The organism is Natronorubrum aibiense (assembly GCF_009392895.1).
In the GTDB taxonomy this organism is placed as follows: Archaea; Halobacteriota; Halobacteria; order Halobacteriales; family Natrialbaceae; genus Natronorubrum; species Natronorubrum aibiense.
Genome location: NZ_CP045488.1, coordinates 1,095,547 through 1,121,810 on the forward strand (window position 1 = coordinate 1,095,547; position 26,264 = coordinate 1,121,810).

At 63.5% G+C, this 26,264-nt stretch carries 24 protein-coding genes; 13 read left to right on the forward strand and 11 right to left on the reverse strand.

The features are described from left to right. Positions 1-94: 94 nt before the first annotated feature. Entirely contained in the window at positions 95-232 is a 138-nt protein-coding gene (locus GCU68_RS21240) for a hypothetical protein (RefSeq protein ID WP_168927071.1), read from the forward strand. Here the strand turns inward: GCU68_RS21240 and nasA are convergent. Together nasA and GCU68_RS05475 are read right to left on the reverse strand one after the other, a co-directional pair. Then, positions 211-2,388, reverse strand: a complete 2,178-nt coding sequence (nasA, locus tag GCU68_RS05470) for an assimilatory nitrate reductase NasA (protein ID WP_152939675.1) — start codon at positions 2,386-2,388, stop codon at positions 211-213. The two genes, GCU68_RS21240 and nasA, sit on opposite strands and share 22 nt — an antisense overlap. A 179-nt stretch (positions 2,389-2,567) precedes the next feature. Next, positions 2,568-3,515: a twin-arginine translocase subunit TatC gene (locus tag GCU68_RS05475; protein ID WP_152939677.1), complete on the reverse strand. Its 948-nt coding sequence runs from the start codon at positions 3,513-3,515 to the stop codon at positions 2,568-2,570. A gap of 142 nt (positions 3,516-3,657) precedes the next feature. Here GCU68_RS05475 and GCU68_RS05480 point away from each other — a divergent pair, with 142 nt between their 5' ends. From GCU68_RS05480 to GCU68_RS05490, 3 genes are all read left to right on the forward strand, one after another. Further along, the gene (locus GCU68_RS05480; protein ID WP_152939678.1) at positions 3,658-6,015 is read left to right on the forward strand and encodes a twin-arginine translocase subunit TatC; all 2,358 of its coding nucleotides are present in this window, start codon (positions 3,658-3,660) and stop codon (positions 6,013-6,015) included. 99 nt (positions 6,016-6,114) lie between these two features. Beyond that, the gene (locus GCU68_RS05485) at positions 6,115-6,291 is read left to right on the forward strand and encodes a ribbon-helix-helix domain-containing protein (protein WP_152939680.1); all 177 of its coding nucleotides are present in this window, start codon (positions 6,115-6,117) and stop codon (positions 6,289-6,291) included. Positions 6,292-6,366: 75 nt separating this feature from the next. Continuing rightward, the gene (locus GCU68_RS05490) at positions 6,367-6,621 is read left to right on the forward strand and encodes a hypothetical protein (RefSeq protein WP_319633694.1); all 255 of its coding nucleotides are present in this window, start codon (positions 6,367-6,369) and stop codon (positions 6,619-6,621) included. Positions 6,622-6,659: 38 nt separating this feature from the next. On the opposite strand, the gene GCU68_RS05495 is transcribed toward GCU68_RS05490, so the two are convergent. Next, on the reverse strand, positions 6,660-7,442 hold the full coding sequence (locus GCU68_RS05495) for a 23S rRNA (uridine(2552)-2'-O)-methyltransferase (protein WP_152939682.1): 783 nt from the start codon (positions 7,440-7,442) through the stop codon (positions 6,660-6,662). A 335-nt stretch (positions 7,443-7,777) separates the two neighbouring features. Then, entirely contained in the window at positions 7,778-8,338 is a 561-nt protein-coding gene (locus tag GCU68_RS05500; RefSeq protein ID WP_152939684.1) for a uracil-DNA glycosylase, read from the reverse strand. Between the two features lie 148 nt (positions 8,339-8,486). Between GCU68_RS05500 and GCU68_RS05505 the strand changes: the two genes are divergently transcribed. The 4 genes from GCU68_RS05505 to GCU68_RS05520 all read left to right on the forward strand — a co-directional run bounded on the left by GCU68_RS05505 (position 8,487) and on the right by GCU68_RS05520 (position 10,283). Further along, positions 8,487-8,756 (forward strand): hypothetical protein, encoded by a 270-nt coding sequence (locus GCU68_RS05505; protein WP_152939686.1) that lies wholly within the window; start codon positions 8,487-8,489, stop codon positions 8,754-8,756. Continuing rightward, on the forward strand, positions 8,753-8,914 hold the full coding sequence (locus GCU68_RS05510; protein WP_152939688.1) for a hypothetical protein: 162 nt from the start codon (positions 8,753-8,755) through the stop codon (positions 8,912-8,914). The genes GCU68_RS05505 and GCU68_RS05510 overlap by 4 nt, the downstream gene beginning before the upstream one ends. A gap of 103 nt (positions 8,915-9,017) precedes the next feature. Then, positions 9,018-9,761 (forward strand): DNA polymerase sliding clamp, encoded by a 744-nt coding sequence (locus GCU68_RS05515; RefSeq protein ID WP_152939690.1) that lies wholly within the window; start codon positions 9,018-9,020, stop codon positions 9,759-9,761. 189 nt (positions 9,762-9,950) lie between these two features. Continuing rightward, positions 9,951-10,283 (forward strand): HalOD1 output domain-containing protein, encoded by a 333-nt coding sequence (locus GCU68_RS05520; protein WP_152939692.1) that lies wholly within the window; start codon positions 9,951-9,953, stop codon positions 10,281-10,283. Positions 10,284-10,386: 103 nt separating this feature from the next. Here the strand turns inward: GCU68_RS05520 and GCU68_RS05525 are convergent, their stop codons facing one another. After that, positions 10,387-11,253 (reverse strand): alpha/beta fold hydrolase, encoded by an 867-nt coding sequence (locus tag GCU68_RS05525; protein ID WP_152939694.1) that lies wholly within the window; start codon positions 11,251-11,253, stop codon positions 10,387-10,389. 207 nt (positions 11,254-11,460) lie between these two features. Between GCU68_RS05525 and priL the strand changes: the two genes are divergently transcribed. Next, positions 11,461-12,543 (forward strand): DNA primase regulatory subunit PriL, encoded by a 1,083-nt coding sequence (priL, locus tag GCU68_RS05530; protein WP_152939696.1) that lies wholly within the window; start codon positions 11,461-11,463, stop codon positions 12,541-12,543. Between the two features lie 198 nt (positions 12,544-12,741). Here the strand turns inward: priL and GCU68_RS05535 are convergent, their stop codons facing one another. Beyond that, a complete protein-coding gene (locus GCU68_RS05535; protein ID WP_152939698.1) occupies positions 12,742-13,005 on the reverse strand; it encodes a DUF7472 family protein in 264 nt (87 codons plus the stop codon). Positions 13,006-13,235: 230 nt separating this feature from the next. On the opposite strand from GCU68_RS05535, the gene GCU68_RS05540 reads away from it, so the two are divergent. Both GCU68_RS05540 and GCU68_RS05545 read left to right on the forward strand, forming a co-directional pair. Further along, a complete protein-coding gene (locus GCU68_RS05540) occupies positions 13,236-13,859 on the forward strand; it encodes an SWIM zinc finger family protein (protein WP_152939700.1) in 624 nt (207 codons plus the stop codon). Between the two features lie 127 nt (positions 13,860-13,986). Then, positions 13,987-15,819, forward strand: a complete 1,833-nt coding sequence (locus GCU68_RS05545; protein ID WP_152939702.1) for an acyl-CoA dehydrogenase family protein — start codon at positions 13,987-13,989, stop codon at positions 15,817-15,819. A 10-nt stretch (positions 15,820-15,829) separates the two neighbouring features. Here the strand turns inward: GCU68_RS05545 and hjc are convergent, their stop codons facing one another. The 3 genes from hjc to GCU68_RS05560 all read right to left on the reverse strand — a co-directional run bounded on the left by hjc (position 15,830) and on the right by GCU68_RS05560 (position 21,838). Further along, positions 15,830-16,351 (reverse strand): Holliday junction resolvase Hjc, encoded by a 522-nt coding sequence (hjc, locus tag GCU68_RS05550; RefSeq protein ID WP_152939704.1) that lies wholly within the window; start codon positions 16,349-16,351, stop codon positions 15,830-15,832. Between the two features lie 120 nt (positions 16,352-16,471). Then, positions 16,472-17,284: a CPBP family intramembrane glutamic endopeptidase gene (locus GCU68_RS05555; RefSeq protein WP_152939706.1), complete on the reverse strand. Its 813-nt coding sequence runs from the start codon at positions 17,282-17,284 to the stop codon at positions 16,472-16,474. Positions 17,285-17,428: 144 nt separating this feature from the next. After that, positions 17,429-21,838 carry a PAS domain S-box protein gene (locus GCU68_RS05560; RefSeq protein WP_152939707.1) on the reverse strand — a complete coding sequence of 1,470 codons (4,410 nt, stop codon included), beginning with the start codon at positions 21,836-21,838 and terminating at the stop codon, positions 17,429-17,431. A gap of 722 nt (positions 21,839-22,560) precedes the next feature. On the opposite strand from GCU68_RS05560, the gene GCU68_RS05565 reads away from it, so the two are divergent. Both GCU68_RS05565 and GCU68_RS05570 read left to right on the forward strand, forming a co-directional pair. Then, positions 22,561-22,818, forward strand: a complete 258-nt coding sequence (locus GCU68_RS05565) for a HalOD1 output domain-containing protein (RefSeq protein WP_152939709.1) — start codon at positions 22,561-22,563, stop codon at positions 22,816-22,818. Positions 22,819-22,911: 93 nt separating this feature from the next. Then, positions 22,912-23,664: a PAS domain-containing protein gene (locus GCU68_RS05570; protein ID WP_152939711.1), complete on the forward strand. Its 753-nt coding sequence runs from the start codon at positions 22,912-22,914 to the stop codon at positions 23,662-23,664. Between the two features lie 43 nt (positions 23,665-23,707). On the opposite strand, the gene GCU68_RS05575 is transcribed toward GCU68_RS05570, so the two are convergent. Together GCU68_RS05575 and GCU68_RS05580 are read right to left on the reverse strand one after the other, a co-directional pair. Further along, positions 23,708-24,997 (reverse strand): adenosylhomocysteinase, encoded by a 1,290-nt coding sequence (locus GCU68_RS05575; protein ID WP_152939713.1) that lies wholly within the window; start codon positions 24,995-24,997, stop codon positions 23,708-23,710. A 264-nt stretch (positions 24,998-25,261) separates the two neighbouring features. Further along, complete coding sequence (locus GCU68_RS05580) at positions 25,262-26,248, reverse strand: hypothetical protein (protein ID WP_152939715.1); 987 nt, start codon at positions 26,246-26,248, stop codon at positions 25,262-25,264. Between the last annotated feature and the right edge of the window lie 16 nt (positions 26,249-26,264).

Consider the following 26,264-nt stretch of genomic DNA (forward strand, 5'->3'; position numbering starts at 1 on the left):
ATCCCGTGAGTGGATTTCTCGATAACGGTCTTTAGTTTACAATATCAAAACTATATTTGGCAAATCATAAATGGCGCACGACCCAACAGTTCGTATGGCAGCCGGAAAACCGACCGATCCGATCGAGTTCGAACCCGCTGACGAGACCGACGTTCCAGTCTACCTCCCCGGTACACCCACGCTGGGCTTCACACGCTTTCTCGAGCGATTTTACGACGAGTTCGTTCGCTGATTCGACGGCAAACGCGATTTGGCGGCCAGTTCACGACTCGCTGAGCGATCGCGAGGACCCAGCGTCTCGAGTCGCACGGCACACTGTTTGAGGTTGGGCTCGCTCGAGCGTGGGTCGACGTCGGAGAGGGTGAGCTCGTTGACCGCGGGGTGGTGGATTGGCAGCCAGACGACGCCCTCGGGGACTGACGCGTCCGGTTCGATGCAAGCGATGATCGACCCGCGTCGGGAGACGATCCGTCCGTACCGTTTGTGGCCGCCACCGTCGACGTCGCAGCCGCGTGCATCGGCGACGACGTCTACAGTTTCGGGGGAGAGCCGCGCCGTCGGCGCCTCGGCCGTCTCGTTCCTGACACCCGTGTTGTACGCGTCCGAACGGCGTGCCGTCGTCAGCGTGAGCGGGTAGGCGTCGTCGGTCGACTCCGGCAGCGCCTGCGTGTCGCCCGTCGAAAATCGCGCACGACCGGATGGCGTCGGAAACGACCACGATTCGCCGTCGTTCCCGGCTTCGGAACGGGCCTCGTCACCGGGCGTCGAGCGCTCGTAGTAGCGATAGCCGGCCGAGTCGTCGGGTTCGGGTGCGGGCCATCGGACCGCCGGTTCGGCCTCGAGACGGTCGTAGCTGATCCCCGAGAGATCCGCGGCGGCGCCGGCAGTCAGCGCTGCCAACTCGTCGAAGACGGCCGCGGGTTCGAGTGGGTCGTCGAACAGGTCCGGAACGAGTCGGTCGGCGAGGTTTCCGATTATTTCGAGGTCGGGTCTGGTGGCCCCCGCTGGCACCGTCGCGGCGCGAACGCGTGAGACGGTCCGTTCCATGTTGATCGTCGTTCCCGACGACTCGCCCCACGTCGCCGCTGGCAGGACGACGTCGGCGAGGGCGACCGTGTCGGTGTGGAAGGCATCCTGCACGACGAGAAAGGCGTCCTCGAGTCGCTCGCGGACGTACGTCGCGTCGGGCATCCCGGCGGCGGGATTCGTCGCGACCGCGTAGACGGCCGCGATGTCGTCGCCGATGGCGTCGATGGTACCAACCGGACCGGGGCCGGGGTCGTCGGGGAACCGTGACGGCGGAACGTTCCACGCGGCGGCGACGTCGGCGCGGACGTTCGAGTCGGTAAACGGCCGGTGGCCGGGCCACGTCCCTTTCGACGAGCAGACGCGGGCTCCCATCGAGTTCGCCTGCCCGGTCAGCGAGAACGGCCCCGAGCCGGGACGGAGATTGCCCGTCGCCAGACAGAGATCGATCAACGCGCCCGCGGCCACCGTGCCGTTGACGCTCTGGTTGATTCCCATCCCCCAGTAGAGCAGTGTGGGGGCCTCGAGCGCCTCGGCGAGTCGGTCGACGTCCACAAGCGAGACGCCGGCGGCGTCGGCCGCGCTCGCGGCGTCGGGCAGTCGCTCATGCAGGTCATCGAAACCATCAGTCGCCGCAGCGACGAACGCCTCGTCGACGCGACCCGTTTCCACGATGCGGGCGAGCACGGCGCGGGCGAGGTCGACATCGCTGCCCGGCTCGAGTGGGACGTGGTAATCCGCGGCCGCGGCGGTCTCGCTTGCGATCGGGTCGACCACGAGCAGTTCGGCGCCGTCCTTGGCGGCAGACTGTGCGATCCACCGGAACAGTACGGGGTGGGCGACGGCCGGATTCGCCCCCCAGACGAGATGGGTGTCGGCGTCTGGAATGTCGTCGTACGTCGGCGGCGGTGCGTCGCTGCCGAACGCATCGTAGTAGGCGGTGACCGCCGACGCCATACACAGCGTCGTGTTCGCGTCGTAGTATCGAGTGCCGAAGCCGCCGCGGGCGAGTTTGCCCAGCGCGTAGGCCGCTTCGTTAGTCTGCTGGCCGCTGCCCAGCACGGCGACGCCGTCTGGACCCGTCTCGAGTGCTCGCTCGAGGCCGGTAGCCGCCCGCTCGAGTGCCGTCTCCCAGGTTGTCGGGGCCAGTTCGCCGTCGCGTCGCACGAGCGGCCGGTGGACTCGCGTGCCGTTCGGGTCGACAGTCTCGCCGATCCCGCGCCGACAGGCGAGACCGTCGGTAACCGGGTGGTCGAGGTCGCCGCGGACGCGCTCGAGGGCGGTGCCCTTCTCGTCGGATTGTTGGACGAGTCCACAGCCGACCGCACACCGCATACACGTCGTCGGGACGCGCTCGGTCACGGGAACCACCGTCTATCCGGGTGGGCGTGATCCGTGGTCTCTCTCATGGCGAACTCGAGACTCGAGGTCAAACTCCCGCTCACAGCGTCGTGTATGGCGACAGCCACTAAACCGTACTCGGTTACACGCCGACGAAGGCACAAAAATCGGGGTACAGCTAACCGAATCGGCCACGGCCACTACCGCCCGACCCATTTCAGGACGAGCAACGTTCCCTCGAACAGCAAGATCATGGTGATCGCGACGAGGATGGGGGCCATCATCGTTGGGTCCATCGTGAACATGAACGACAGCCCCGCGAAGGCCGCCCAGAAGTAGAGTCGCTTCTGGGCCAGCCAGCGACGGGTCGTCACGCCCATCATGATCGCGAGCATGATAAACAGCGGAATCTGGAAGACGACGGCGAGGAAGCCGATCAGCGTGATGATCAGGTTGAACGTGTCGCCGAGCGCGTAGGCGATGTTCGCGCTACCTTCGGCGTAGAACGTGAAATACTGGAACAACACCGGTAGGACGAGGATGTACGAAAACAGCATGCCGACACCCGCGAGCACGACGCTCGTCGGCACGGCCGCGAGGTAGTACTTGCGCTCGTGGGGATACAGCCCCGGCCGCATGAACAGGTAACACTGGTAGACGAACATCGGCAGCGCGACCATAATTCCCAGCAGCGCCGAGAGCTTGATGCGCGTCAGCCACAGCTCGAGTGGGTGGTAGACGTGTGGCGGCGGCACCTCCTCGACGGCGTAGGGAAACACGTTGAACCAGATGTGCTCGAGGGCCTGGGATGCCCACAACAGCCCGATCGCGGTGCCAGCCGCGCCGACCAGCAAGACGACGGCGAGCCGTAGGACCATCTCCTCGATGTGGTCAGCAAGCGGCATCTCCTCGTCGTCCGGCGGCGTCGAGATGCCGCCGACATCGTCATCGGGGTCGGGATACTCGGGCTCACCGCCGTGTTCGTGGTGGTCACCGACGACACCCTCGCCGTCCGTTTCGACCGGGTACTCGGATTCACCACCGCTCTCGTCGGCGGTCGGCGGCCGCTCGTCTGGAGATTCTCCTGACTCTGCGGAGTTATCGACGGGATCTTCGGCGTCTCCACCGTCGGCCGACTGGTCCGACATCTACCGAGACATAGAACCGCCAGCGGTTATAGGCCTTTTTCTTACGAGCACTTGCCGAGAGCCACGCGCACTCGAAATCGACGATTAGGACACGCTCACTCGAAAGGTTGATAACTGGATGTCAGTTACCCACAGCCAGTAAATGAGTTCTGCCGTCGACGAAGATACGGCCAAAGCTATCGCCACCGGCCGAGAGACGATCGGCACTCTGCTTTCTAGCGCCCAGACGCATCTCCAGAAGGTGTTTATCGTCTTCGTCATCGGCTTCATCGGCTCGTTTTACGCCCTTCGCATCTGGATTTGGGACTTTCTCGAGGCGACGGCGAAAGCCGAAATGGCACAGTACGTCGCCGATCAAACGGATATCATCACGCGCACGCCGTTCGAGGTCATCCTCTTACAGGCCAAAATCGGCATGTTCGCCGGGGTTCTCGTGGCGATTCCGGCGCTCCTGTATCTCTCGCGTGATGCACTCAAACAGCGAGGCTACGACAGTGCCGTCCCAATCTCGCTTGGGTCTATCGTCGGATTCGTGCTGAGCGCGTTCGTCCTGTTCTGGGGCGGCGTCATCTATGCGTACACGATCTTCTTTCCCTACGCCTTCGACTTCCTCGCGCAAAACGCCGTCAGCGTGGGCGTCAAACCCAGCTTCGGTATCACCGAGTTCACCGAGTTCATCGCCCTGCTAACCATCTCGTTCGGGTTGGCCGCCCAACTGCCGCTGCTCATGGGCGTGCTCGCGTACACCGAGATCGTCCCCTACGAAACGTTCCGGGACAAGTGGCGCCACGCCATCGTCGGCGTCACCATCTTCGGCGCGTTGTTCTCCCCGCCGGACCCCTTCACGCTGGTGATGTGGGCGCTGCCGATGGTCGCGCTGTACATCTTCAGTCTCGGACTGGCGAAAGTTGTCACGAACATCCGTCGTCGGGGGGCCGCCGAAACCGACCTCAGCGGTACATCCCACGTCAAACGGACCGTCCTCCAGTTTACCGGCGTGCTGGGTCTCATCGCCGTCCTGACCGGAACGTTCGTCAATCAGGGTGGCTTCGACGTGCTCGAGGAATCGGTCTACCCGCTTTTCCCGTCGTGGCTGCGACCCGGCTCCGGCGGCCCCGGCGGTCTCGAGGCCATCGCGGTCGAACACGGCTTGCTCGGTGACGCCGCAGTCGGCCTCCTCGTCGCTGCCGGCGTCGGCTTCCTCGTTCTAGTCGTCTACACGATCAAAGTCCTCCGAGCGCCGGTCTACCCCCGCGAGGACGACATCCGACGGGCGGACGACCCCGAGGACGTCGACTTCGAAACGCTCGCCGCGGAGGATATCGCGGACGTCCCCGCACAGGTCTTTCTCGCGATGGACGAAGACGAGGCGCTCGACTACTCCCGGCAGGCGATGTACGACGACGACCGGGAGAAAGCACAGGCGATCCTCGACCGATTCGACGCGCTCGAGGAGGACCGACAGGGCGAGACAAACGGCTCGAGCGGCGGGTCAGGTGCTGGTGGCACGAGCGCCAGCGCGCAGGGTGGCGCTGGCGGCGACAGCGAGGAGGGTGGCATCTTCTCGAGCACCGCCGCCGGAATGCTCGATCCCTTCACCGAGGAGGAGACGACCGAAGAGGACATCGGCGGCTACGCCTACGACGTCGCGTTTATCCTCAACAGCCTCACCTCGAAGATGTTCCGCATCGTCGGCGTGTTCATGCTCGTCATGGGTGGGACGTTCTTCTGGCTCTACAGCGGCGGCCTGCGGACGGTGTACTCGCAGTTCCTCTCCGGCGTACCGGACGAGGTGCTGCTCGAGATCGCCGAACGCAACGAGGAGACGAGCGATGCAGCCGGCGCGATGACAGGCCAACTGATCGACCAGATGGATCTGGTTATCGCGCTCCATCCGGTCGAAGTGCTGATCTTCGAAGTGAAGGTGAGCGTGCTGGCGGCGATCGTCGCCGTCTTGCCCATGGTGTTGTACTACGCCTGGCCCGCGATGAAAGAACGCGGGCTGGTCTACGGCGATCGGCGCACGTTCATCGCGTGGGGTGGCTCGCTGTTCGGTGGCTTCGCGCTCGGAACCTACCTCGGCTTCTACTGGGTCGCCCCGGCGATCATCTCGTATCTCGTCACCGACGCGCTCACCAACGGCATGGTCGTTTCCTACCGGATCAGCAGCTTCTTCTGGCTGGTGATATTCACGACCGTCGGCATCGGCTTCTTGATGAACATCGTCGTCACGATGGCGTTGTTCCACGTCGGCGGCATCGTCAGCTACCGGACGATGCTTCGACGCTGGCGTCCCGTCGTCGTCGGGATCTTCACCATCGCGGCGGTTGCCAGCCCGAAAGGTATCCTGACGATGTTGCTGTTTGCCATCCCGATCGCCCTGACCTATCTGCTGGGACTAGCCGTGCTCTACCTCCTCACGGGCGGCGGGCGGCTGTTCGGCGGTGGCGGCAGCAAGCCCGCACCCGAGTCGGACGCTGACGGTGCCATCGTCGAATAAGGCGCTCGCGCCCGAGTCACCACACGGTGGCCCGACGGCGGGCGATCGAGTTGTATACGGACTGTTAAGAGACTCCCCTTCGAACGGTCACGCAGACTGATGCCCAAGATCAGCGTCGAAATTCCACAGGAACTGCTCGAGGATCTGGACGAACACGTCGGCGACGACGGCAAATTCGTCAACCGCAGCGACGCCATCCGCGCGTCGATCCGGAAGACGCTCGACATTTTGGACGAGATCGACGACCGCCACGACCGTCTCGAGGACGAACGCTAACACCCGTTACTGTTGGCAATCATGAAAGGTGTTATATGTTGTGAGTAGCGTGCCATACTGCAATGACTGCTCCAGTTGCGGAACGATTGGACGACGCCAATATCCGAACCCTCGAGCTCCCCGCGACGCCAACGACACAGCGCGGCGCTGCACGAGGCGATCGGTCACCTCTACGACGAACTGGCGATCGCTCGCCAACGGTCTGAAGCCGGGAGTGATTTCTCCGATGACCTGTTCGACGACCTCGAGACGCTATACGTCGTGACTGCAGAAGCGTCCGCCACAGAACTCGAACTTACGTATCGCCTCGAAGACGGAGACGAAACGTAGTCAGCGCTCGACTCGTCGGTTCGCGCTCGGCCAGTCGATTACTCGTCGTCGACCGGCTCGGCGAATCCGAAGTTCGGCTTGACGTCTTCGATCCGAACCGTCAGTTCGTCGCCGAGTTCGGCGTCGGAGATGAACAGCCGGTAGCCGTCGACGGAGGCGATCCCGTCGCCCTCCGAGCCGACGTCGATGATCTCGACCTCGAGTTCGTCGCCCGGTCGGAGTGGCGCGGTGAGCCGGCCTTTGGCGATGAAGTAGATCTCGGACGACTCGTCGCGGCTGGCTTTCGGCGACGTCGCACGGACGTACTGGAACTCGTCTTCGATGTCGGCCCGGAAGTCGTCGACGTCCGGCCCCTCGAAGACCTTGACGACGAAGTTGCCGCCGGTGTCGAGCAGCTCTAGTGCGGTCTCGAAAGCCTGTCGAGCGAGATACAGTGAGCGGGCCTGATCCAGCGAGTACTCACCGGACATGTTGGGTGCCATGTCCGAGACGACAGCGTCGACGGGGCCGCCCGCGGCATCGATGACGCGCTCTCGAGTTCGGTCTTCGGTCATGTCGCCCCGGAGCGTTTCGACCCGGTCGTCGAGCGTCGAGTCGTCGAGGGCCTTGATTCGCTGGAGGTCGACGCCGATGACCGAGCCCGGCGGGCCGACCTTCTCGGCGGCGACCTGCAGCCAGCCGCCGGGTGCGGCTCCGAGGTCGACAACCGTATCGCCGCCCGAAATGACGTTCTCGAGGTCGTCGAGCTGTTTGAGCTTGTAGGCTGCTCGACTCCGATACCCCTGCTGTTTCGCTTTGTTGTAGTATTGATCTCGTGACATGGATTGGTACGTATGCGGTCACTGTCTCGGCTGGTATCGGGGACGATACTGCCCGACGGCACCACCGATTTTCGTCGCCGGTCGCGCCGTGTGATACGGTCTGCTGTAACGATTTACCGGCGCAACCGCAGGACGGCTCGCGGTCGCGCCGGAATTGACTTACAGCAGGCCGTATGACGAACTGACCGTATTCGTTCCGCTAGTACGGGCCAGACGCGGAAAGACCTGCTGAAAACGAGTCGTGGGAGACGGCGGGTCGTCTCACAGGAAAAACCACTGTGTCGGCGGCCGCTGCCAACGGGTTCGATCGGCTACAGAGACGCTGCAGCGGTCAGTCACGCCGACTCGAGCGCCGTCTCGAGGTCCGATTCGAGCGCATCGACCTTGTCTCGATTGTACAGCGCCGCCGCAGGGTGAAAGGAGGGCACGACGCGTCGGCCCTCCCGGTCGAACTCGCGGCCGTGTACGTCGGTGATCGACTCGTCGGTCTCGAGAATCTCGGCCGTCGCGAAACTGCCCATCGGCACGAGCACGGACGGATCGACGCGCTCGAGTTCGGCCTCGAGGACCGGCCACCAGGCCTCGATTTCGGCGATGTAGGGATCGCGGTTCTCCGGCGGTCGTACCTTGACCAGGTTGGTGATGTAGCACTCGCGCCGATCGGTGCCGATCGACTCGAGCGCGCGGTTCAGTTGCTGGCCGGCCTGTCCGACAAACGGCTCGCCATCGCGGACCTCCTGTGCACCGGGTGCTTCGCCGACGAGCATCACAGCCGCCGAGAGCGGCCCGACGCCGGGAACAAACCGTTCGGGATCGTACTGGTCGTCCGGAACCGCCTCGAGTGCGTCCGCGAATACGGTCTCGAACTCCCACGCTGTGTCGCCCGGGTCCGTCATCGTGACCGCACTACGTCCGGCTCCGAAAACGGCCTTGGCCCTGCAAGCGCACCCATCGATGTACACCAGTATCGCCGTCGTTGAGGGCTCGAGCCGAGGTGCACATTCAGGGCTTATCGTTACGCGTCCAGTCGGAGTGGATCATCGTATGACAGACGTTCCAGATGTCGAGATGGTCGAGACAGAAGACGACTACATCCACGTCCGGTTTCGGGATCCAGACCGGTACGACGAGATTCGAACGCCCGACTGGGCGGAACAGCCGGCGGAGTCGGTATCCGAGGGCAGCGAGGTTCGAACCGGCAAGCCCGAGGGCGAAGACAACTGGGAGGTGACCAGCGTGTTGATTCAAAAAAACGTCGGCGAGGAGAAAGCCGAGGAGCAAGCGCGCGAAATCGTCGAAAAGATCGAGTCGTGAGCGCGTCGGTCGTCGTCGACGGCGACAACCGAGACTGTGGTGGCGAACTCAAAACCGGACTCGTCTGGGGTCCGGACGTCCAGCGCGAGTATCCGCTCCGACACGATGCGATCGGTGCGATCACCGACGAGGAGATCCGGTTACGCGACGAGTACTGACGGACGACTGTGGTGTCAACACCGGTACTGATTCCGTCTCGAGCGCAAGTCGCCCGCGCGTAAAGGGTGCCTTTTTATGCCAACCGTCCATACCCTGACGCATATGTTCAAGGCCATCGTGAGCGCGGAAACGCTCACCAGCGCGCTCGATTCGGTAAGTGTGCTGGTCGACGAGTGCAAAATCCACCTCGAGGAAGACGGCCTCGAAATCCGGGCCGTCGATCCGGCCAACGTCGGGATGGTCGACCTCTCGCTCGATGCGGCTGCGTTCGAATCCTACGAAGCCGACGGCGGGCTGATCGGCGTCGACCTCTCGCGGCTCGAGGACATCGCAGGCATGGCCGAATCCGGCCAACTCGTCCAGCTCGAACTCGACGAAGAGACGCGCAAACTCCACATCCAGATCGACGGGCTCGAGTACACGCTCGCGCTCATCGATCCCGACTCCATCCGACAGGAGCCCGACATTCCGGATCTCGATCTCCCCGCGGAGGTCGTCCTCGAGGGCAAAGACGTCAACCGCTCGGTCAAAGCTGCCGACATGGTCTCCGACCACATCGCACTCGGCGTCGACGAGACCGAGGAGTACTTCTACGTCAACGCGGAGGGTGACACCGACGACGTCCACCTCGAGTTGACCAGAGACGAACTGATCGACCTGCAGGTCGGCCCGGCACACTCGCTGTTCTCGCTCGATTATCTCAAGGATATGAACAAGGCGATCCCCTCGGCAACCGAGGTCACTCTCGCACTCGGCGAGGAGTTCCCGGTCAAGATCTACTTCGGCTTCGGCGAGGGACAGGGACAGGTCACCTACATGCTCGCGCCGCGCATTCAGAGCGAATAGGGTCGTTTCCGCCGACCAAGCCGTTCTTCTCGCGAGACAGCAAGACTCTTGAGCCGACACACTGGTCCAGCTGTCGGGTCCGTCAGTCAGAACGGGAGCGTTGCCTTTCGTGCTAGCATTTGACTAGCTACTTAAAAGGAGTATATAGAAAGGTGACGGCCTACCGGTCTCTCTCGAGAACGACAGTGTATGCCCTCCAGCGACGACGTCACAGACACACCAGTGGCTAACGAATCGCAGTTCGTCACGACGTTCGATCCGGAAGCCGGTGAACAGGCCAGCGAGGCGGTTATCACGGCGGTCGCCGCACTCAGTGATACCAGACCAGCCGAGCTGACGCCGCTCTATGAGTCTGCCGACCCGGACGCCATCGATGCACTGGTCGCCCACGCTCGGCGAGCCGACACCGCCGGCACACATCAGTTGCAGTTCCGATACGAAGGGTTCGATGTCGACGTCCGAACCGACGGTCAGATACAGCTCCGCGACGTGTCCGTTCCGACGAGTGCAAACGGTGTGTGAGACGGTCTGCTATACCGATCTACTGCCGTCACCAGCGACGGGTCGGTGATCGGCGGTAATTGACGACAGCAGTCCGTATGACGGCACGTACCGCCACGCCCGATCACTCGTGGTCGTCGAGAAACGCCAGTAGCTCCTCGTTGACCCGGTCGGCGTCCTCGATGAAAAACAGGTGTGAGCCGCCCTCGACGTACTCGAGTCGCGCATCCGGAATCGCTTCTTTCAGCAGTCGACCGTTCACGGCGGGCACGACCCGATCGTCGGTGCCGTGCAGAATCAGGGTCGGCACCCGCAGTCGGCTGAGCCGGTCGCTGACGTCGAAGTTCAGGACGGCCGCAGCCTGTGCCTCCCGCGCCGGTTCGGTGGCGTCTTGCTCGAGTCGCCACTCGATGATCCGGTCCATCAGGTGCGGGTTCCGGTTCGTAAAGCGGTCGTTGAACGCGGGGCGCATCCGGTGGCGGAGCGTCTCCCGTTGGCTCGCCCTCTTCGGGACGTCGAAGATGAACTCCTGGGTCTCCTCGGGAACCGGAGCGGCGTCGGGTCCGCCGTGACTCGTACAACAGAGCGTGAGCGTCTTCGCGCGAGTGTACTCGAGCGCGTAGCGCTGGGCGATCATCCCGCCCATGCTCGCGCCGACGATGTGTGCCTCGCGGATGCCGGCGTCCTCGAGGACGGCCTCGAGGTCGGCCGCGAGGCCGCCGATCGAGTAGCCGGCTGCTTTGAAAATGAGCGGCGCGCGCAGTTTGCGGGGAAGCCGCGGGATGAGCGGTGGCAGACCGGGATCGGACCGGCCCGTCCCGCGGTTGTCCGGGGCGACGACGTCGAAGGCGTCGGAGACGGCGTCGCGCTGCCAGCGCCACATCCAGCGACCGTAGCCCAATCCCTGCACGAAGACGACCGGCGTGCCGCCGTCTTCGCTCTCGTCGTACTCGTAGTAAATCGACACGCCGTCTCGGAGCGCCCATGACATACTCGAGATGACGTGTCGGACACCCTTTAACTCAACCCTCGAGATGCGAGCCGAGAACCGGGCGACCGAAGCGACGGCTTCGGTCGTCGACCGCGCTCGAGCGAGGGTAATACGCACTAGCGATCCGTGCAAAACGTGATTACCGGCGGACACGACGCGCTGGATAATCAGCGGCTTTAACCGCGGCGCAGTAATATCGAATTACCGATGCAGCGACTGCACGCCCGGTACCCGTTTCTCGAGGCGGCCCGCGATGCTGTGGCGACGGAGGCCATCGATCTGGCCACCGTCGTCGAACAGGACCGGGCGGTCGTCGACCGCGCCCGCGAGCGCGTCGTGGCGGCACTCGAGGACGGCGAGACCGGTGATCCACACCGAGATCCCCGTATCGAGTTGCTCTCCTACCCCGTCGCACGCGTGCTCGTCTCGATGGTCGACGAGCGCATCCTCGTGCGCAAGTACGCCCGTGCCGAGGCCACGACCGCGTACGACCGGTTTACTGCCGATTTCGAGGAAACGACCGAACTCAAAAGCGTCGCGTCGACGGGACTCGACCTCGAGACACTGCTTTCGGAGTTCGACCTGAAGGACGTCGTGTGGGAAACGACCGATGGCTACCGGATCGACGTCGGTACCTATCTACCGCTAGCCGAAGACCTCTGGGACGACGACTGGAATCTGGTCAACCGCGCGCTGGCCGACGGCGAAGTGCCGGTTTCGGAGGCCGAACTCCTGACGCTGCTGCAGGAAGCCGTTCGGTCCCGAATCGAGGACGGACTGCCGTTCGACGTCCCCGACGTCATCGCGGCCGCACTCGAGGACGACGTCGCCGAGATCCGGGACGTGCTGGCAGACCTCGAGTTAACTCGCGAGATCGACACCGTCGTCCCGGAGCTGTTCCCGCCGTGTATGAAAGCTCTATTAGACGACATTCAGAAAGGCGAGCATCTGCCGCACCACTCCCGATTTGCGATCACCGCCTTTCTGACGAGTATCGGTATGGAAACCGACGAGATCGTCGAACTCTACCGGATCAACTCGTCGTTCGGCGAGGAGATGACGCGCTACCAGACCGACCACATTCGAGGAGACTCCTCACCGACGGAGTACTCGGCCCCCTCGTGTGCGACGATGCAGTCGTACGGCGACTGCGTGAACAAAGACGACCTCTGTGACGAAATTCCGCACCCGATGGCCTACTACGAACGGCGGATTGACGACACCGACGACGAGGAGATCGACGACTGGCGCGAACGCACCGACGACGGTGAGCAAGCGAGTGGCGACTGATACGGTTTACCGTAGTCAATTACCGTTACCGCCGATCGCCGACCCGTTCTGGCGATCGGCGATAAATAGTCACAGCAATTCGTATGAGATGGGCTTCGATAGTAGCCACTGAACGTCCGTCTGACGACAACAGTTCGGCGCGTCGAGAAAGAGACTGCGTATCGAGTGTGTTCGTCGTGTGATGTCCGTCTGACCGGATTAGAACGAACCCTGTGCGTCCGGATCGCCGTCCGTCTCGAGTCCGTCGTCGGGATCGTTCAGCACGTACGCCAGTGCGACGCCGACGGCAGTCAACAACACGATGAAGCCGACGATCGCACCGACGAGTAGCTGCCCACCCTCGGGCGAGAGTCCGCCGTTGGTAGCACCGTACTGGGAGCCGATGCCGATCATGGCACCGAGCATCAAGAAGACGGCGGTGACGGCGACGACGATTTCGATGAGTTGCTCGCGCTCGACCATTATCGATTCGATTCCGCTGACCGATGAAAAGCGCTTCGAAGGGCGTCTCGGTGACCCACGTTGCAGAAATGGTCGAGCCCCGGGGCTGAGACAGCCACACCCCTTATAAGCGGCCACCCGGCAGTTGTCGGCACATTCGTTATACCCCTCGAGTGCCTACTACTGTCGAATAGCCACCCGACCAGCCACGGCTGATCGGTCACCCGCCGATCGGCACACTCGACGCACCCATGAACACAACAGCGTCACCGAAAACCCCCCTGCCAGTACCGTCAGGCGACCGCCTGGAGGAGCGTTCGCGCCGAGCTCGTACCGAACCGATGTCGGTACTCCCGCTCGGCGACGGCCTCTACGAGGTCGAGTCAGCCAGCGATCACACGTATCTCGTCGACCTCGAGGGCGGTCGCTGTACCTGTCCAGATCACGTCTTTCGCAACGCCCGTTGTAAACACATCCGCCGGGTCGCCATCGAAATCACCGAGGGTCGGACGCCGCCGCCGGGTGAGATTGCCGTCCCGTGTCACGATTGCGATGTGGCGGTGTTCGTCGACGAAGACGACTCCGAGCCGTGCTACTGCGAGGAGCATACGATCTGGCCGGGCGATACGGTCGTCGACCGCGAAACCGGCGATCGGCTCACCGTCGTCGACGTCTCCGTGCTGCGAGCCGACGCCGTCCGCGTCGACGCGGCCGGCTGTACCGTCGCCGAGTACGGCACGAACGAGAACTACGAGCCCGACGTGCCCGTCGTCGGGGCGATCTATCCGCATGCGACCGTGGCCCGCCACGGTGTCGTCCCCGAGTCGCTGAAGGTGTACGTCTTCCCGCGAACGCGACTCGAAAAGGAACCGTAGTCCGTTTTCAGATCACAGACCCGTCGTCGACGGCCGAACTGCGATCCTCGAGTCCAGAAACGACCGGAAACGAGTCTTCCGTTGACTCACGCCCGTTTTATTGTCGATAGCCAACAACCGACATAGTATGGACGCGGGCATCGACTACGGCCGATTCGACGAGGGACGGGGCATCAACTACTGGAAACTCGATCACACGATCAGGCGCGAACTTCGGCGCAGCTATACCGAAGACGAGTTCGAGTGGGCCGAATCGCGGCTCGCCGAGTTCGGTGACCTCGTCGGCCACACCATCGCCGACAACGCCGATTACATCGACGATCACGGGCCGGAACTCGAGCCCTACGACAAACACGGCGAGGTGCACAATTACGTCCGCTACCCGGCCGAGCAACTCGAGAACGAGCGACTGGTTTACGAGATGGGCATCGTCGCAGACGCGTTCGATGCTCCACCGGGGCGGGACGAACCGATGCCGTTGTCGCACAACCTCGCGATGCAGTATCTGCTGTGTTATGCCGACCCCGGCTTCGACTGCCCGGTAGCGATGACCGCTGGCGCGGCGCTCGTCTTGGAGAAGTTCGACGACGGCTCACTCTCGGCGTACTACGAGGGGTTGACGAGCCGCAACTACAATGACCTCATCGAGGGGGCGATGTTCCTCACCGAAAAGCAAGGCGGCAGCGACGTCGGCGCGAACGAAACGCGAGCCGAGTACGACGAGGACGAGGGCTGCTGGCGGCTGGACGGCGAAAAGTGGTTCTGCTCGAATATCGACGCCGAAGGCACACTCGCACTCGCCCGGACCGACGACGCCCCCGAGGGAACGGCCGGGCTCTCGATGTTTCTCGTTCCCCACGCCTATCCGGACCTCGAGAGCGGTCCCTACACCAAAGGCGACCGCCTCGAGGACGGCCCACTCGCACCCGAGGCGGTCAACGACCAGCTGTATCGCCGCCTCAAGGACAAACTCGGCACCATCTCGGTCCCGACGGGCGAAGTCGAGTTCGACGGCACGAAAGCCCTCCTCGTCGGCGAACAGGAACGCGGGTTCAAACAGATGGCCGAGATGCTCAACCTCGAGCGACTGTCGAACGCCGCGGCCTCCTGTGGCATCATCGGTCGGGTGTTGCTCGAGAGCAAGACCTACGCGGCAAACCGCGATGCGTTCGGCGATACGATCGACCAGTACCCGCTAATGCGGGCAGATTTGGTCGATATGGCCGTCGACCACGAGGCTGCGGTGGCGTACGTTTTCGAGACCGCGCGGCTGTTTTCGGCACGCGAGCGGGCCGAGCGCGCTGGGCGAGATGCTGACGAGACCTACCGCTTGCTGCGACTGCTGATTCCGATCGCGAAGCTGCGAACTGCCCGGATGGCCGTCGAGACGGCTTCCTACGGCATGGAGATCCACGGCGGCAACGGCTACGTGAACGACTTCGTCACGAACCGCCTGCTCCGGGATGCGCAGGTGCTGCCGATCTGGGAAGGCACCGAGAACATCCTCTCGCTGGACGTGCTCCGCGCGCTCGAGCGCGAGGACGCTCACGAACCGCTGTTCGAGACGATCGAGGACCGGCTCGCGAGCGTGTCGCATCCAACGCTCGCCGGGCCCGCCGAGACGGTCGAAGCCGAGTACCACGACCTTGCGGGCGCGCTCGCGACGCTGGCGACCGAGGACGCGGAATACGCCCAGCTACGGGCCAAGGAACTGGCACACTACGTTTTCGATGTCTTTACTGCGGCGCAGTTGCTCGAGCAAGCCCAGACGCAACTCGAAGCGGGGAACGGACGGCTGGCACTGGTCGCTCGACGGTTCGTCGCAAACGAACTCGAGACACGAGACGCACGCGGAATCGCGAGTGGCGATCAGCTGGCGCTCAAAGCGTTCGACTCGATCGTGCGGTACGCGCCGGTCGATCCCGAGACGCTGACGGAGACGATCGGAGTGGACGACTGACCGCACACCTTCACTCGAGCAGCGTCGCGGCTTCCTCGATCTCCATGACGCCCTGTTCGACGGCCGTGAGCACGCGAAGCACGTCCTCGTCCGGCCCGTCGTCGCCGTCGTCGCCGAGCTCCGCTAAAGTGACCTTCTCCGAGCGGCCGACGAACTCGGCGAAGTCGGTGCCGTCGGCGAGTGCGGTTTCCTTTTTGACCCGGTAGTTGCCGCCGTCGGTAACGTAGAGGTCGGCAGGGTGGAAGAAATACCAGTCCTCGCGGTCGAAGCGGACGCCGATCCGGGGTTTCGCGCCGAAGTTCTGTGCGAAGTACGTCAGCGCTTCGACCTCCTCACCGGTGAGGTAGATCGGGTCGCCGGCGCTGGATTTGGCCTCGATCGCGTAGAACCGCTCGCCGTCGCCGGCGAGCACGTCGGGGAGTTCGCGTTCCGTCGCCGAGCCGCTTGCGGGGGCGCGCATCACCGCGAAACCGGCCGCATCGAGTTCGTTGACGAGTTCCCGTTCGCGGCGGTCGCCCTTCGCCTGAGACATACCGGACTCTCGCCGGCGACCGGTAATAAAAGAACGGACGGCACGGCGGAACGGAGACGGATGGCGATGTGGGTGGTCGACGGTGGGTGAAAACAGCGAACGGCCCTCGAGCGCTGGCGGCTACAGCGGAACGGCCGCGACGGCCTCGAGCAGCATCGACGGAGCTGGTTCAGCCGTCTCGATGTCGTACTCGACGGCGAGATAGAGGACGCCGAACTGGAAGGCGTTCAGTGCGGCGTGGGACGCAATCGGCACGACGAGGTTGTCGGTTTTCGCGTAGAGGTAGCCGAAGATGAGCGCGCCGCCGAACATGATCGCAAGCGAAGAGGCAGTCGCGAGCATCGAGTCGGCAAGGGTCACGTACATCGGGAAGTGAACGAGCGCGAAGATGGTACTCGCGAGCACGACAGCCTGCATCCGCGTGAACGCATCGTAGAGGCGCTTCTGGACGACGTTCCGGAACAGGAACTCCTCGGCCGGCGCGTTGAAGAAAAAGACGATGACGATCATGATCAGGATCATCGTCTGGTCTTGGCCGACGACCTCGACGACGTTACTCTCCGCGGCCGGCACCGAGAGGAGTTGCAGGAGGATGTTGATGCCGAACAAAAACAGGAGGCTAGCGACGATCCCGCCGAGGACGTACCACCAGCCCGTTTTCGTCGGCATGCGGAGGTCGACGTACGACCAGCCGCGGCCGGTGGCGGCGAGATAGACCCCCCCTGCCAACGCCATGCCGACGAAGTTCAAGATCAGATATAGCGTTCGGCTCTCGATCGAGGCGTTACCGACTCCCTCGAGCAGCGCTGGGTCGATAAGCATCGCTGGAACCGTCGCGATACTGGCCCCGACGAGTCCGAAAATCGTTAGTCCGACGGCGACGAGCGTCGATCGAAGCGGCGCACCGTCACGATGTTGGGAGGACGTCTCCATACGCAGGTCTATGGGTGCGTCCTCCTTGGGTGTTCCTTTCGCCGAACTCGTGTAACCCGGCGTGCGGTGTGCGGCGAGCCGATGACACGCGTCACGGCGACGGGTCGCCCACGGCCCGTGGACGGGAGTTTCAACAACTCCACGCTACACCCCTTCAGCGAGAAGTAGCGGTTCGTCCTCGAACAACTGCTCGAGCAGTCTCTGTTGGCCGATGCGGAGATGGCGGTTGACCGTCGGCTGGGTGACCTCGAGCATAGCGGCGATCTCCTCGCCGGTACTCTCGCGAGGCCACTCGAAAAAGCCGGCCAGATACGCCGTCCGGAGCACCTCGAACTGGCGGTCGGTCAGTTCGTCGAACAGCGACGTCACCAGTTCCTGTCTGGTGTGTGTCGTCCGCTGGACGTGCCGGCGCGACCGTAACTCGACGGCGTCGTAGTGGTCCTCGAGCATCTCGACGAACTCGCGAACGTCGGTCGTCGTCGGCACGTCGACGGTGATGTCGATCGACGTGCCGGTGGCGCGGATCGATCGTGGGCTGGCCCCGTGGCGAACCAGTCGCGAGGCGACGACATCGCCAGAGACGGTCGCCTCGAACAGACAGTCGCCGTCGGACTCGGTGACAAGTCGAGACCCCGTCACGGAGACGAGCGTCTCGAGGACGTCCTCGACGTCGGCCGCCGGGACGCCGCTGGTCTCGAAAAAGAGGACCGTTTCCGCCCCCGAATGAGTCCCGAGTCCTTGGTAAACGACGTCCGCACCGGTCGCGGACGCGATCCGAGACAGAATGTCGTCGGCGGCCTCGAGGTCGAGCGAGAGTTCGACGAGTGTCTCGGCGTGGAGCGCTTCCTGCGTTTTCGCCGCGTTGATGGCGTTCGCGATCCCCTCCCCGAGTTCCGCGAACACGGTGCGCTCGAGGTCACCGAACGCGTCCGGTTCGTCCGCGTAGACCGTCAGGACGCCGTAGCCGTACTCCTCGAAGGCGATCGGCACTGAGACGACCGATTGGAAGCCCGCATCGAGGGCGCTCCGTCGCCACGGCTCGCGTTTGAGGCCGTCGACGACGTTTTCGACGACCGTCGGCGTCTCCGAGCGAACCGTCTGGAGTGCCGGCTCGCCGGCGTCGGCTTCGAGATCGAGCGAGAGCGTGTCCAGATACTCCGGTTCGGTCCCGGCCCAGCTGCGTGGCTCGAGCGTCGTCCCGGTCGCATCGAGCGCGCCGATCCAGGCGAACGAGACCGTCTCGGCCTCGAGGAGCCGCTCCGGAACGGTTCGCTCGATTTCGCTGCGGCTGTCGGCACCGATGAGCGAGCGGTCGATTCCTCTGATGATCTCGGTGATCTGGATCTGGCGTCGAAGGCGGCTGTTCTGGGCTTCCAGTTCCGCGTCGCGGTCGAGCAGGGTCGCCTCGCTCTCGAGGCGGTCGAACGCTGCCTCGGTCGTCGCGACGAGCGTCTCGACGAACTGGCGCGTCTCGTCGTCGATCGTTGACGGTGGCGCGAGCAGGACGAACACGCCGTGGTTGCCGATCGGAACCAACAATCCACCCGAGATCTCGTCGCCGAACAGGGGCGCTCGACCGTCGATATCGGTGTCGTCGACGACCGTCTGGGTTCCCGTTACGTACGTGTTCCAGAGGACGGAGTCGTCGTCACCGACGGCGACCGACGGGCTCCCAGTAGATCGCACCTCGAACTCGGGCGTCGAGGCGACCGATTCGAATCGATTCGTCTCGCCATCGAGCAGATAGACGCTCGCACTGCCCGACTCGAGTAACTCCGCGGCCGTCTCGACGACGAGTTCGGCGACCGCAGGCGTCGTCTCCGCGTTGAGCAGTCCGCGAGCCGTCTCGTGAAGCGACTCGAGCGCCAGTTCTCGGCGCTTCTGGTCGGTGATATCCTGCACCGAGCCCCGGTAGGTGCGGAGGTCGCCGTCGTCGTCGTGGATCGGTTCGCCCATCGCCCGCACCCACGTCGTGTCGTCCGCGTCGGTGTCCAGTCGTGCTTCCAACGCGTAGTCCGTCTCGGTCTCGATCGCAGTCTCGAGTTGGTCGCGGACGCGCGGTCGGTCATCCGGATGGTAGCAGTCGATCGTCGTCTCGAGGGTCGGCGTCACGTCGCGAGACAGCCCGTGCAGACGGTACAGTTCCTCGGTCCAGGTCGCTTCCGGCGGGGTGGCGCTGATGTCGAGTTCCCAGCCGCCGACTTTCGCCATCCGCTGGACGCGCTCTAACAGATCCGTCGATCGCTCGAGTTCGCGTTCGCGCTCCTTGCGCTCAGTGATGTCGCGGATGACGCCCGCGGTTCCGGTGAACTCGCCGTCGTCCATCGGTAACAGAGCGACGTGTGTCTCCGTCTCGATCGTGTCGCCGTCCGCAGTGATAATATCGCCCTCAAAGGCCTCGTACGGCGTCCCCTCCCGAAGGAGGTCACGAACCAGCTCTCTGGCCAGTTCGAGTTCGTCCGGTGGCAGGAGATCCGAGACGTCGGTACCGATCAGCTCCGTCGGCTCGTAGCCCGCGAGCGGTTCCATCGCATCGTTGACAAACTGGAACGTTCCCGAGGCATCGAGCGTGTAGACGGGGTCACCGATCGCCTGAATGATCGTCTCGTAGCGCTCGAGTTCGCGTTCACGTTGCTTGCGCTCGGTGATGTCGTTGTTGATCCCGACCATGCGTTGGCGCCCGTCTTCGCCGGTCACCAGCCGGCCGCGAGCGCCGACCCAGATCCACTCCCCGTTCTCGTGGCGCATTCTGAACCCGTGTTGATACAGCTCGTCGTTCTCGATCGCACGCTGGAGTTCCCGCTCGATCCGCTCGAGGTCGTCCGGATGGATCCGTTGTCTGAAGACGCCGTACGTGCCACCGAATGCGCCGGGTTCGAGACCGACGATCCGTTCGAGCGTCTCGCTCCACTCGAGGTCGCCCGTTTCCAGATCCAACTCCCAGATACCCGTGTTCGTCCCCTCGAGTGCGAGCTCGAGGCGCCGTTTCGTCTCGCGCAGGTCCCGTTCACGTCGCTTTCGGTCGGTAATGTCCTGTATCGAGCCGCGGAGTCTGACGACCTCGCCGTCCTCGCGGACCGGCTCGCCGATGGCCCGGACCCAGCGCTCGTCGTCGCCGTCGGCCGGGACGATCCGGAGTTCGAGATCGTACGGTTCACCTGGTTCGATCGCGCGGTCGACCGCCGATCGGAGCTCGTCCCGATCGTCCGGGTGATAGAACTCGATCGCCTCCGAGAGTCCGACGTCGGGATCGGGCTCGAGACCGTAAATTCGGGCGACTTCCTCGGACCACTTGAGATCGTGAGACTCCTCACGAACGTCGAGTTCCCAGGCCCCGACCGTGGCCAACTGCTGGGACTGCTCGAGCAATCGGGTGGTGCGCTCGAGTTCGCGCTCGTTTTCGACCCGTTCGGTGACGTCGGTGATGACCCCCTCGATCGCCTCGAGCGAGCCGTCGTCGTCGAAGATGCCGCGGCCGCGTTCGATGACCCAGCGGCGCTCCCCGTCGGCTGTCTCGATCGGGAACGTCGTGTGAAACAGCTCCCGCTGGGAAACGGCATCCCGTACGATCTCCCAGCGGTCGTCGTGGCCCTCGAGTACTACATCCGAAAACCAGTCGACGTCGTCGCCGATGAGTTCGTCCGCCTCGTAACCGGTCAGCTCACGACAGCCGTCACTGACGAACTCGAACGAACAATCGCGCCCGGTTCGACAGCGGTAGACCATCCCCGGGAGGTTGCTCATCAGCGTCGTCAGCTGGCGCTCGCGTTCGCGAAGGGTTTGCTCGCGTTCCTTGCGGTCGGTGATGTCTCGGCTAATCACGAGAAAGCGATCCTCGTCCCCGAGGTCGGCTCGAATGAGGTGGATCTCGACGGGAAGCGTCGAGCCGTCGCGGCGTCGATACTGCCCCTCGAACTTCCGCCGGCTGTCAACTGACACGCTCTCGAGGAGCGCCCGAACGTCGGCTGCGTCGAACAACTCGTCGTGTTTCCAGATCTTCGTTCCGAGCAGGTCGTCCTCGGTATATCCAAGTTCGTCACAGAACCGCTGGTTCACGTCGACGATCGTCCCGTCGGTATCGAGCACGTCGATCATATCGGGTGAGCGTTCGAACAGCGCCTCGAGCCGTGCGCTCGGCGTCTCCGATCGTCGCTCGCGCTCGGCCAGCCGGCGTTCTCGCTTCTCGACTGCCGTCGCCATCGCGTCGACGGCGTCAGCCAGTCGACCGAGGTCGTCGTTTCGCTCGGGATCGACGGAGACGCCGTCGTTTCGAATCCGGGCCGCTCGGTCGGCTTCGGTGTCCGTCGGCGATCGCTCGTCGTCGATCGACGCTGCCAATGCTTCGACGTCGGCTGTCAGTCGTTCGATCACCGTCTCGCGGCTGCCACCACCGTGGACGGCGAGTCCGACGAGCAGTGGCGACCCGATCGGTAATTCCGGGCCCGGTCCCACGACCGAAAGCAGCGAGACGACACCGATTCCAAATACGAAAAGCAGCGTCTGCCGATCAGCGACGGGGTTGAGTGAAGTCCCACGAAACGACGGGAAAGCCATAGGCAGAGTACGAAGCCATCACAGATGATATGAGTGGTTTATATCCTTTAGAGGATGGTAATAGATTTACATTTATACCAAAAATCATCTATAAGGTTAGATGTATTATATATAATCGAGCGCTCGGAGTCCGGTTTAGCGCATTTTCTCCTCGAGTCCGTCTCTATCTTTCTGCGAGGAGAGAATCCCGTCGTTTACGGCGTTGACGAGAGCGGAGCTCTCGTTCGCACATCAGAACGCAAAGCGTTCTGAGGACGGGAGTGAATCTGACAACGCCAACACAACCACCGTTCAGCAGCAGAATGTATATATAAGTCGAATCGCTCCGTAGCATGACGTACACCGAGGCGGTCACACCGCCCACTCAAATGCACAATATCGGGACTCCGAGACCTAGAACGTTTGAGACACCCTGTTGAACCGCTGTGGTGTCTCGGTCAGCAAGATAACTCCGAGTCCCCTGCCGGGATAGGAGTAACGGCAGTGTGGCCCTGCCAGCGGCCTGTCATGCCGACAGGTCGTAAACCAGCAAATATCCCAACCTAACGGTGCGGTGCCGTGGGAAGCCTCGCCGTTTACGGCGAGGAGGAGGTCACACCATACTGTAGCCCTCCGTTCGTCTCGGTTGCGGCCCCCTTCAATACATGTAGTGTCTGAATCGAGGGGAGATTACATGTATAATAGATAGCCAAATGCCCATCACTCGCATCCGGACGAACGAAATGTCCGGAACGACGCTCGATTATCACAACGATTCGATCAGTCTTTCTGTTATCGAGGCGCTCGCTGCAGAGACCGGCACTGATCCGATCGAACTCGAGCCGCTATACCACGCCGTCGACCCCGAAGCACTCGACCAACTCTTTCAAGACGACGCGACCGGAGAGGCACGAGTCACCTTCGAATACGGGGGGCGCACGGTCGACGTTCGTAGTGACGGGACCATCATCGTCGATGGAACGGTCCATGAACGGTCGTAAACGCCGAAAACGACAGCCCGTTTGGACGCGGACGTTCGACCGATCCGATCAGCAACCAAGAGCCACACGCTCGACGGCCGCGGAGGGCATTCGATGACGGTCCCCTCGCCGCTTCTGCGTCGCGCCGTGGCGCGGCGATCCGCCGACCGAATCACCGTCTTGGTCGCGGCTGGCGACAGACAGCACAGCGCACACCTCGAGGCAACGCTCGATGACGACCGCTTCGCCGTCCGAACGACCTCGAGTCCGTCCACTGCGATGGATTTCGATGGGGTCGACTGTCTCGTCAGTGCATCCCCGACGGCGACCGACGACCTCCTCGAGCGAGTGAGACAACAAGTGCCCGACCTCCCGGTCGTCGTCCTCGTCGACGCGCCGGCCGCGTCGACGGCCACGCTCGAGACGATCCGCACACACCGATGGGTCGATTACGTGCTCCGCCACGACGGGAACGTCCCGGCCGAGCGCCTCGAGCACCGGATCGAGACCCTGCTCGAGCGTCGCCGACTCGAGGCGCTGTCTCGGCGCTCGTTGGCCAGCGTCGACCTCGCTCGAGATGCGATCGCAATCGCTGCTCCCGACGACGACCTCGAGTTTACGAACCGCTCGTTCGCGGTGCAGTTCGGAACCGATCGCGACGATCTTCCCGGGACCCCATGGCAGGAGCTGTTTACCGACGAGACCGTCGCGCGCCTCGAGACGGCTGCGATTCCGACCGTCGAAGACGGCTGGCGCTGGACCGGAAACGGTACCGCTCGCCGCGTCTCGGGCGAGCCCGTTTCCGTCAGACTACGACTCGTCGGCCTCGAGGACGGCAGCTTAGTGTTCGTCGTCGACACTGCCTGACGGCGAGAGCAAAAGAAAACCGTGACGACGACTCGTCCGACGTTTATGTGCCGTGGTCCCAGGAGTCCATGTAGTCGCGCTGGGTGTCGGTCAGCGAATCGAACGCGACGCCTTCGGCCTCGAGTTTGATCTCGGCGATCTCCTTGTCCAGTTCGTCGGGGACGTCGTGGACGCCCGCGCCGTACGCGTCGCCGTTTTCGACCAGTTCACGCACACAGGCCGCCTGCACGCCGAAGCTCTGATCCATCACTTCGACGGGGTGGCCAAGCGAGACGGGCGCGGCGAGGTTGACGAGACGGCCTTCGGCGACGACGTTGAGTCGGCGACCGTCCTCGAGTTCGTAGGCGTCGACGCCATCACGGGCCTCGTAGCGGTCGACCGCGAGATCGTCGAGCGCGTCGAGGTCGATCTCGATATCGAAGTGGCCCGCGTTCGCGAGCAGGACGCCATCTTGCATCTTCTCGAAGTGTTCTTCGACGATGACGTCGCGGTTGCCCGTCGTCGTCAGGAAGACGTCGCCGATTTCGGCGGCTTCGGCCATCGGCATTACGTCGTAGCCTTCCATGTGGGCCTCGAGGGCGCGGCGTGGCTCGACTTCGGTGACGATGACGTTCGCGTTCTGGCCGGCGGCCTTCTTTGCGACGCCTTTCCCACAGTAGCCAAAGCCGGAAACGACGACGTTCTTGCTGGCCCACGAGAGGTTCGTGGTCATTGCGATCGAGGCCAGCGAGGACTCGCCGGTGCCGTGGACGTTGTCGAACAGCCGCTTCATCGGCGTGTCGTTGACCGCGAAGACGGGGTATTCGAGCGCGCCATCGGCGTCCATCGCGCGCAGGCGGTGGACACCCGTGGTCGTCTCCTCGGCACCACCGATGATGCCGTCGATGAGTTCGGGGTAGTCCTCGTGGATCGCCGCGACGAGGTCCATCCCGTCGTCGACGGTGATCGTCGGCTCGTGGGCGATGACGGCCTCGATGGCGTCGTAGTACGCCTCGCCATCGACGCCGCGTTTGGCATAGCTGGTGATGTTCTCGTGGGTGTCGAGCGCCGCGCTGACGTCGTCGTGGGTCGACAGCGGGTTGCAGCCGGTGATCGCCACCTCAGCGCCACCCTCCGCGAGCGTCTCGACGAGGATCGCTGTCTTCGCTTCGACGTGCATCGCCATCGCGATGCGCTCGCCCGCGAAGGGCTGCTCGGCGACGAACTCCTCACGGACGTGCTCGAGGATGGGCATATGCTGGGCGGCCCAGTCCATCTTGCGACGACCCTCCTCCTGTGCGGATTCGAGGTCCGCCAACTGATCGCTGATCGGCGGATACGCAGATTCGGTCATACCTCGACTGAGGGGTAGCGGAGGCAAAACGCTACCGAACCAGTGACGACGCGACTCGAGGGCAGTGGCTCGAGAACGACCAGTGCTCGCGTCCGCACGGTCGTGTCTCGAGGCCTCGAGCGGCGAAAAAAGGTTCGAACGATTCGGTGTGTCGATCAGTCGCAGCCGCGTCACCGCGCCGGTCGACGGGCAGACACCGGCGATGGGATCGTGCCTCTGACGTATCGGCAAGTCGCCATCGACCGCTGTCCACGGTTCAGGTCGTTACTTCGGTCCAACGTCTTCCGGCGGTCCGCCGCCGTTACCGTTGCCTCTGCGTTCCGTTTCGGCTTCCTCTTCTTCGTCTTCGTTCTCGTCGTCAGCCTCGTCACCGTCAGCAGCGTCTTTGTCGTCCTCACCCGGTGGACCCTGAGTGCCGTTTTTGTCTTCATCCGACGGGCCACCAGCGTGTTCCGGTGGGCCCTGATTGTCTTTCGTCTCGTCACCGTCTCCCGGTGGGCCAGCGTGGCTTGGCGGGCCCGCGTGGTCGGGTGCGTTACCGGGGTTGTGCTCGACGACGAAGTTCGCGACCGTCAGGCCGAGCGGGCCGTCAGTGTCCTCCTTTGCGTCCTCGACGAACGTGGAGACGAGCGAGCCGAAAGTATCGAACTCGGCGGGCTCGAGCGTTTCCGTCATCTCGACGGATTCGTCGTCGACCGTCGCGTTAAAGAGGACCTCGACGCTCTCGTTTCCGAACGGTGCATCCAGACTCACCGTGCCGTTCTCGTCGGTCGTGTACGTTCCCGTATCGGTGTACGACGCGTTCTCGTCGACCGTCGAGACATCGACGGTCGCGTTCGGGACGGCAGTGCCGTTGTCCGTCACCGTCACGGTGACGTCGCCGTTCTGCTCGACGTCGAGAGCAAGTCCTTCCGGTTCCGGCTCGAGCATCGCCGTCGTCTCACCGGTGACGTCGACGCCCGAAGCGTTTTGGGCTGTTGCAGTAACCGTCACGTTGACCGTCTCCTCGGGTTCGATGAGGTCGACCGTGCCGTTGGCATCGGTCGAATACTCGCCCGTGCCCTCGTAGGTCGCGTTCTCATCGGTCGTCACGTTGACAGTCGCGTTCTCGACTGCGGTCTCGTTCGATTCGACCGTCACGACGGTGCCATCGACGCTTACGGTTAGCTCGTCGACATCATCGGACGGTGCATCGTTACTCGCTGCCGCCGCTGACACTGTTCCCAGCGGGGCGAATGCAGACAGGATCATAGTCGCAACCAATGCG

Bases quoted from the DNA above. Each gene is read 5' to 3' on its own strand.
- GCU68_RS05485 (WP_152939680.1), top strand. From the start codon at position 6,115: ATGCCCAAGATCAGCGTCGAAATTCCACAGGAACTGCTCGAGGATCTG.
- GCU68_RS05575 (WP_152939713.1), bottom strand. From the start codon at position 24,997: ATGACCGAATCTGCGTATCCGCCGATCAGCGATCAGTTGGCGGACCTC.
- GCU68_RS05480 (WP_152939678.1), top strand. From the start codon at position 3,658: ATGAGTTCTGCCGTCGACGAAGATACGGCCAAAGCTATCGCCACCGGC.
- GCU68_RS05515 (WP_152939690.1), top strand. From the start codon at position 9,018: ATGTTCAAGGCCATCGTGAGCGCGGAAACGCTCACCAGCGCGCTCGAT.
- GCU68_RS05580 (WP_152939715.1), bottom strand. From the start codon at position 26,248: ATGATCCTGTCTGCATTCGCCCCGCTGGGAACAGTGTCAGCGGCGGCA.
- GCU68_RS05560 (WP_152939707.1), bottom strand. From the start codon at position 21,838: ATGGCTTTCCCGTCGTTTCGTGGGACTTCACTCAACCCCGTCGCTGAT.
- GCU68_RS05545 (WP_152939702.1), top strand. From the start codon at position 13,987: ATGGACGCGGGCATCGACTACGGCCGATTCGACGAGGGACGGGGCATC.
- GCU68_RS21240 (WP_168927071.1), top strand. From the start codon at position 95: ATGGCAGCCGGAAAACCGACCGATCCGATCGAGTTCGAACCCGCTGAC.
- GCU68_RS05505 (WP_152939686.1), top strand. From the start codon at position 8,487: ATGACAGACGTTCCAGATGTCGAGATGGTCGAGACAGAAGACGACTAC.
- GCU68_RS05555 (WP_152939706.1), bottom strand. From the start codon at position 17,284: ATGGAGACGTCCTCCCAACATCGTGACGGTGCGCCGCTTCGATCGACG.
- GCU68_RS05570 (WP_152939711.1), top strand. From the start codon at position 22,912: ATGACGGTCCCCTCGCCGCTTCTGCGTCGCGCCGTGGCGCGGCGATCC.
- hjc (WP_152939704.1), bottom strand. From the start codon at position 16,351: ATGTCTCAGGCGAAGGGCGACCGCCGCGAACGGGAACTCGTCAACGAA.
- GCU68_RS05535 (WP_152939698.1), bottom strand. From the start codon at position 13,005: ATGGTCGAGCGCGAGCAACTCATCGAAATCGTCGTCGCCGTCACCGCC.
- GCU68_RS05495 (WP_152939682.1), bottom strand. From the start codon at position 7,442: ATGTCACGAGATCAATACTACAACAAAGCGAAACAGCAGGGGTATCGG.
- GCU68_RS05520 (WP_152939692.1), top strand. From the start codon at position 9,951: ATGCCCTCCAGCGACGACGTCACAGACACACCAGTGGCTAACGAATCG.
- GCU68_RS05565 (WP_152939709.1), top strand. From the start codon at position 22,561: ATGTCCGGAACGACGCTCGATTATCACAACGATTCGATCAGTCTTTCT.
- GCU68_RS05540 (WP_152939700.1), top strand. From the start codon at position 13,236: ATGAACACAACAGCGTCACCGAAAACCCCCCTGCCAGTACCGTCAGGC.
- GCU68_RS05500 (WP_152939684.1), bottom strand. From the start codon at position 8,338: ATGACGGACCCGGGCGACACAGCGTGGGAGTTCGAGACCGTATTCGCG.
- GCU68_RS05475 (WP_152939677.1), bottom strand. From the start codon at position 3,515: ATGTCGGACCAGTCGGCCGACGGTGGAGACGCCGAAGATCCCGTCGAT.
- priL (WP_152939696.1), top strand. From the start codon at position 11,461: ATGCAGCGACTGCACGCCCGGTACCCGTTTCTCGAGGCGGCCCGCGAT.
- GCU68_RS05525 (WP_152939694.1), bottom strand. From the start codon at position 11,253: ATGTCATGGGCGCTCCGAGACGGCGTGTCGATTTACTACGAGTACGAC.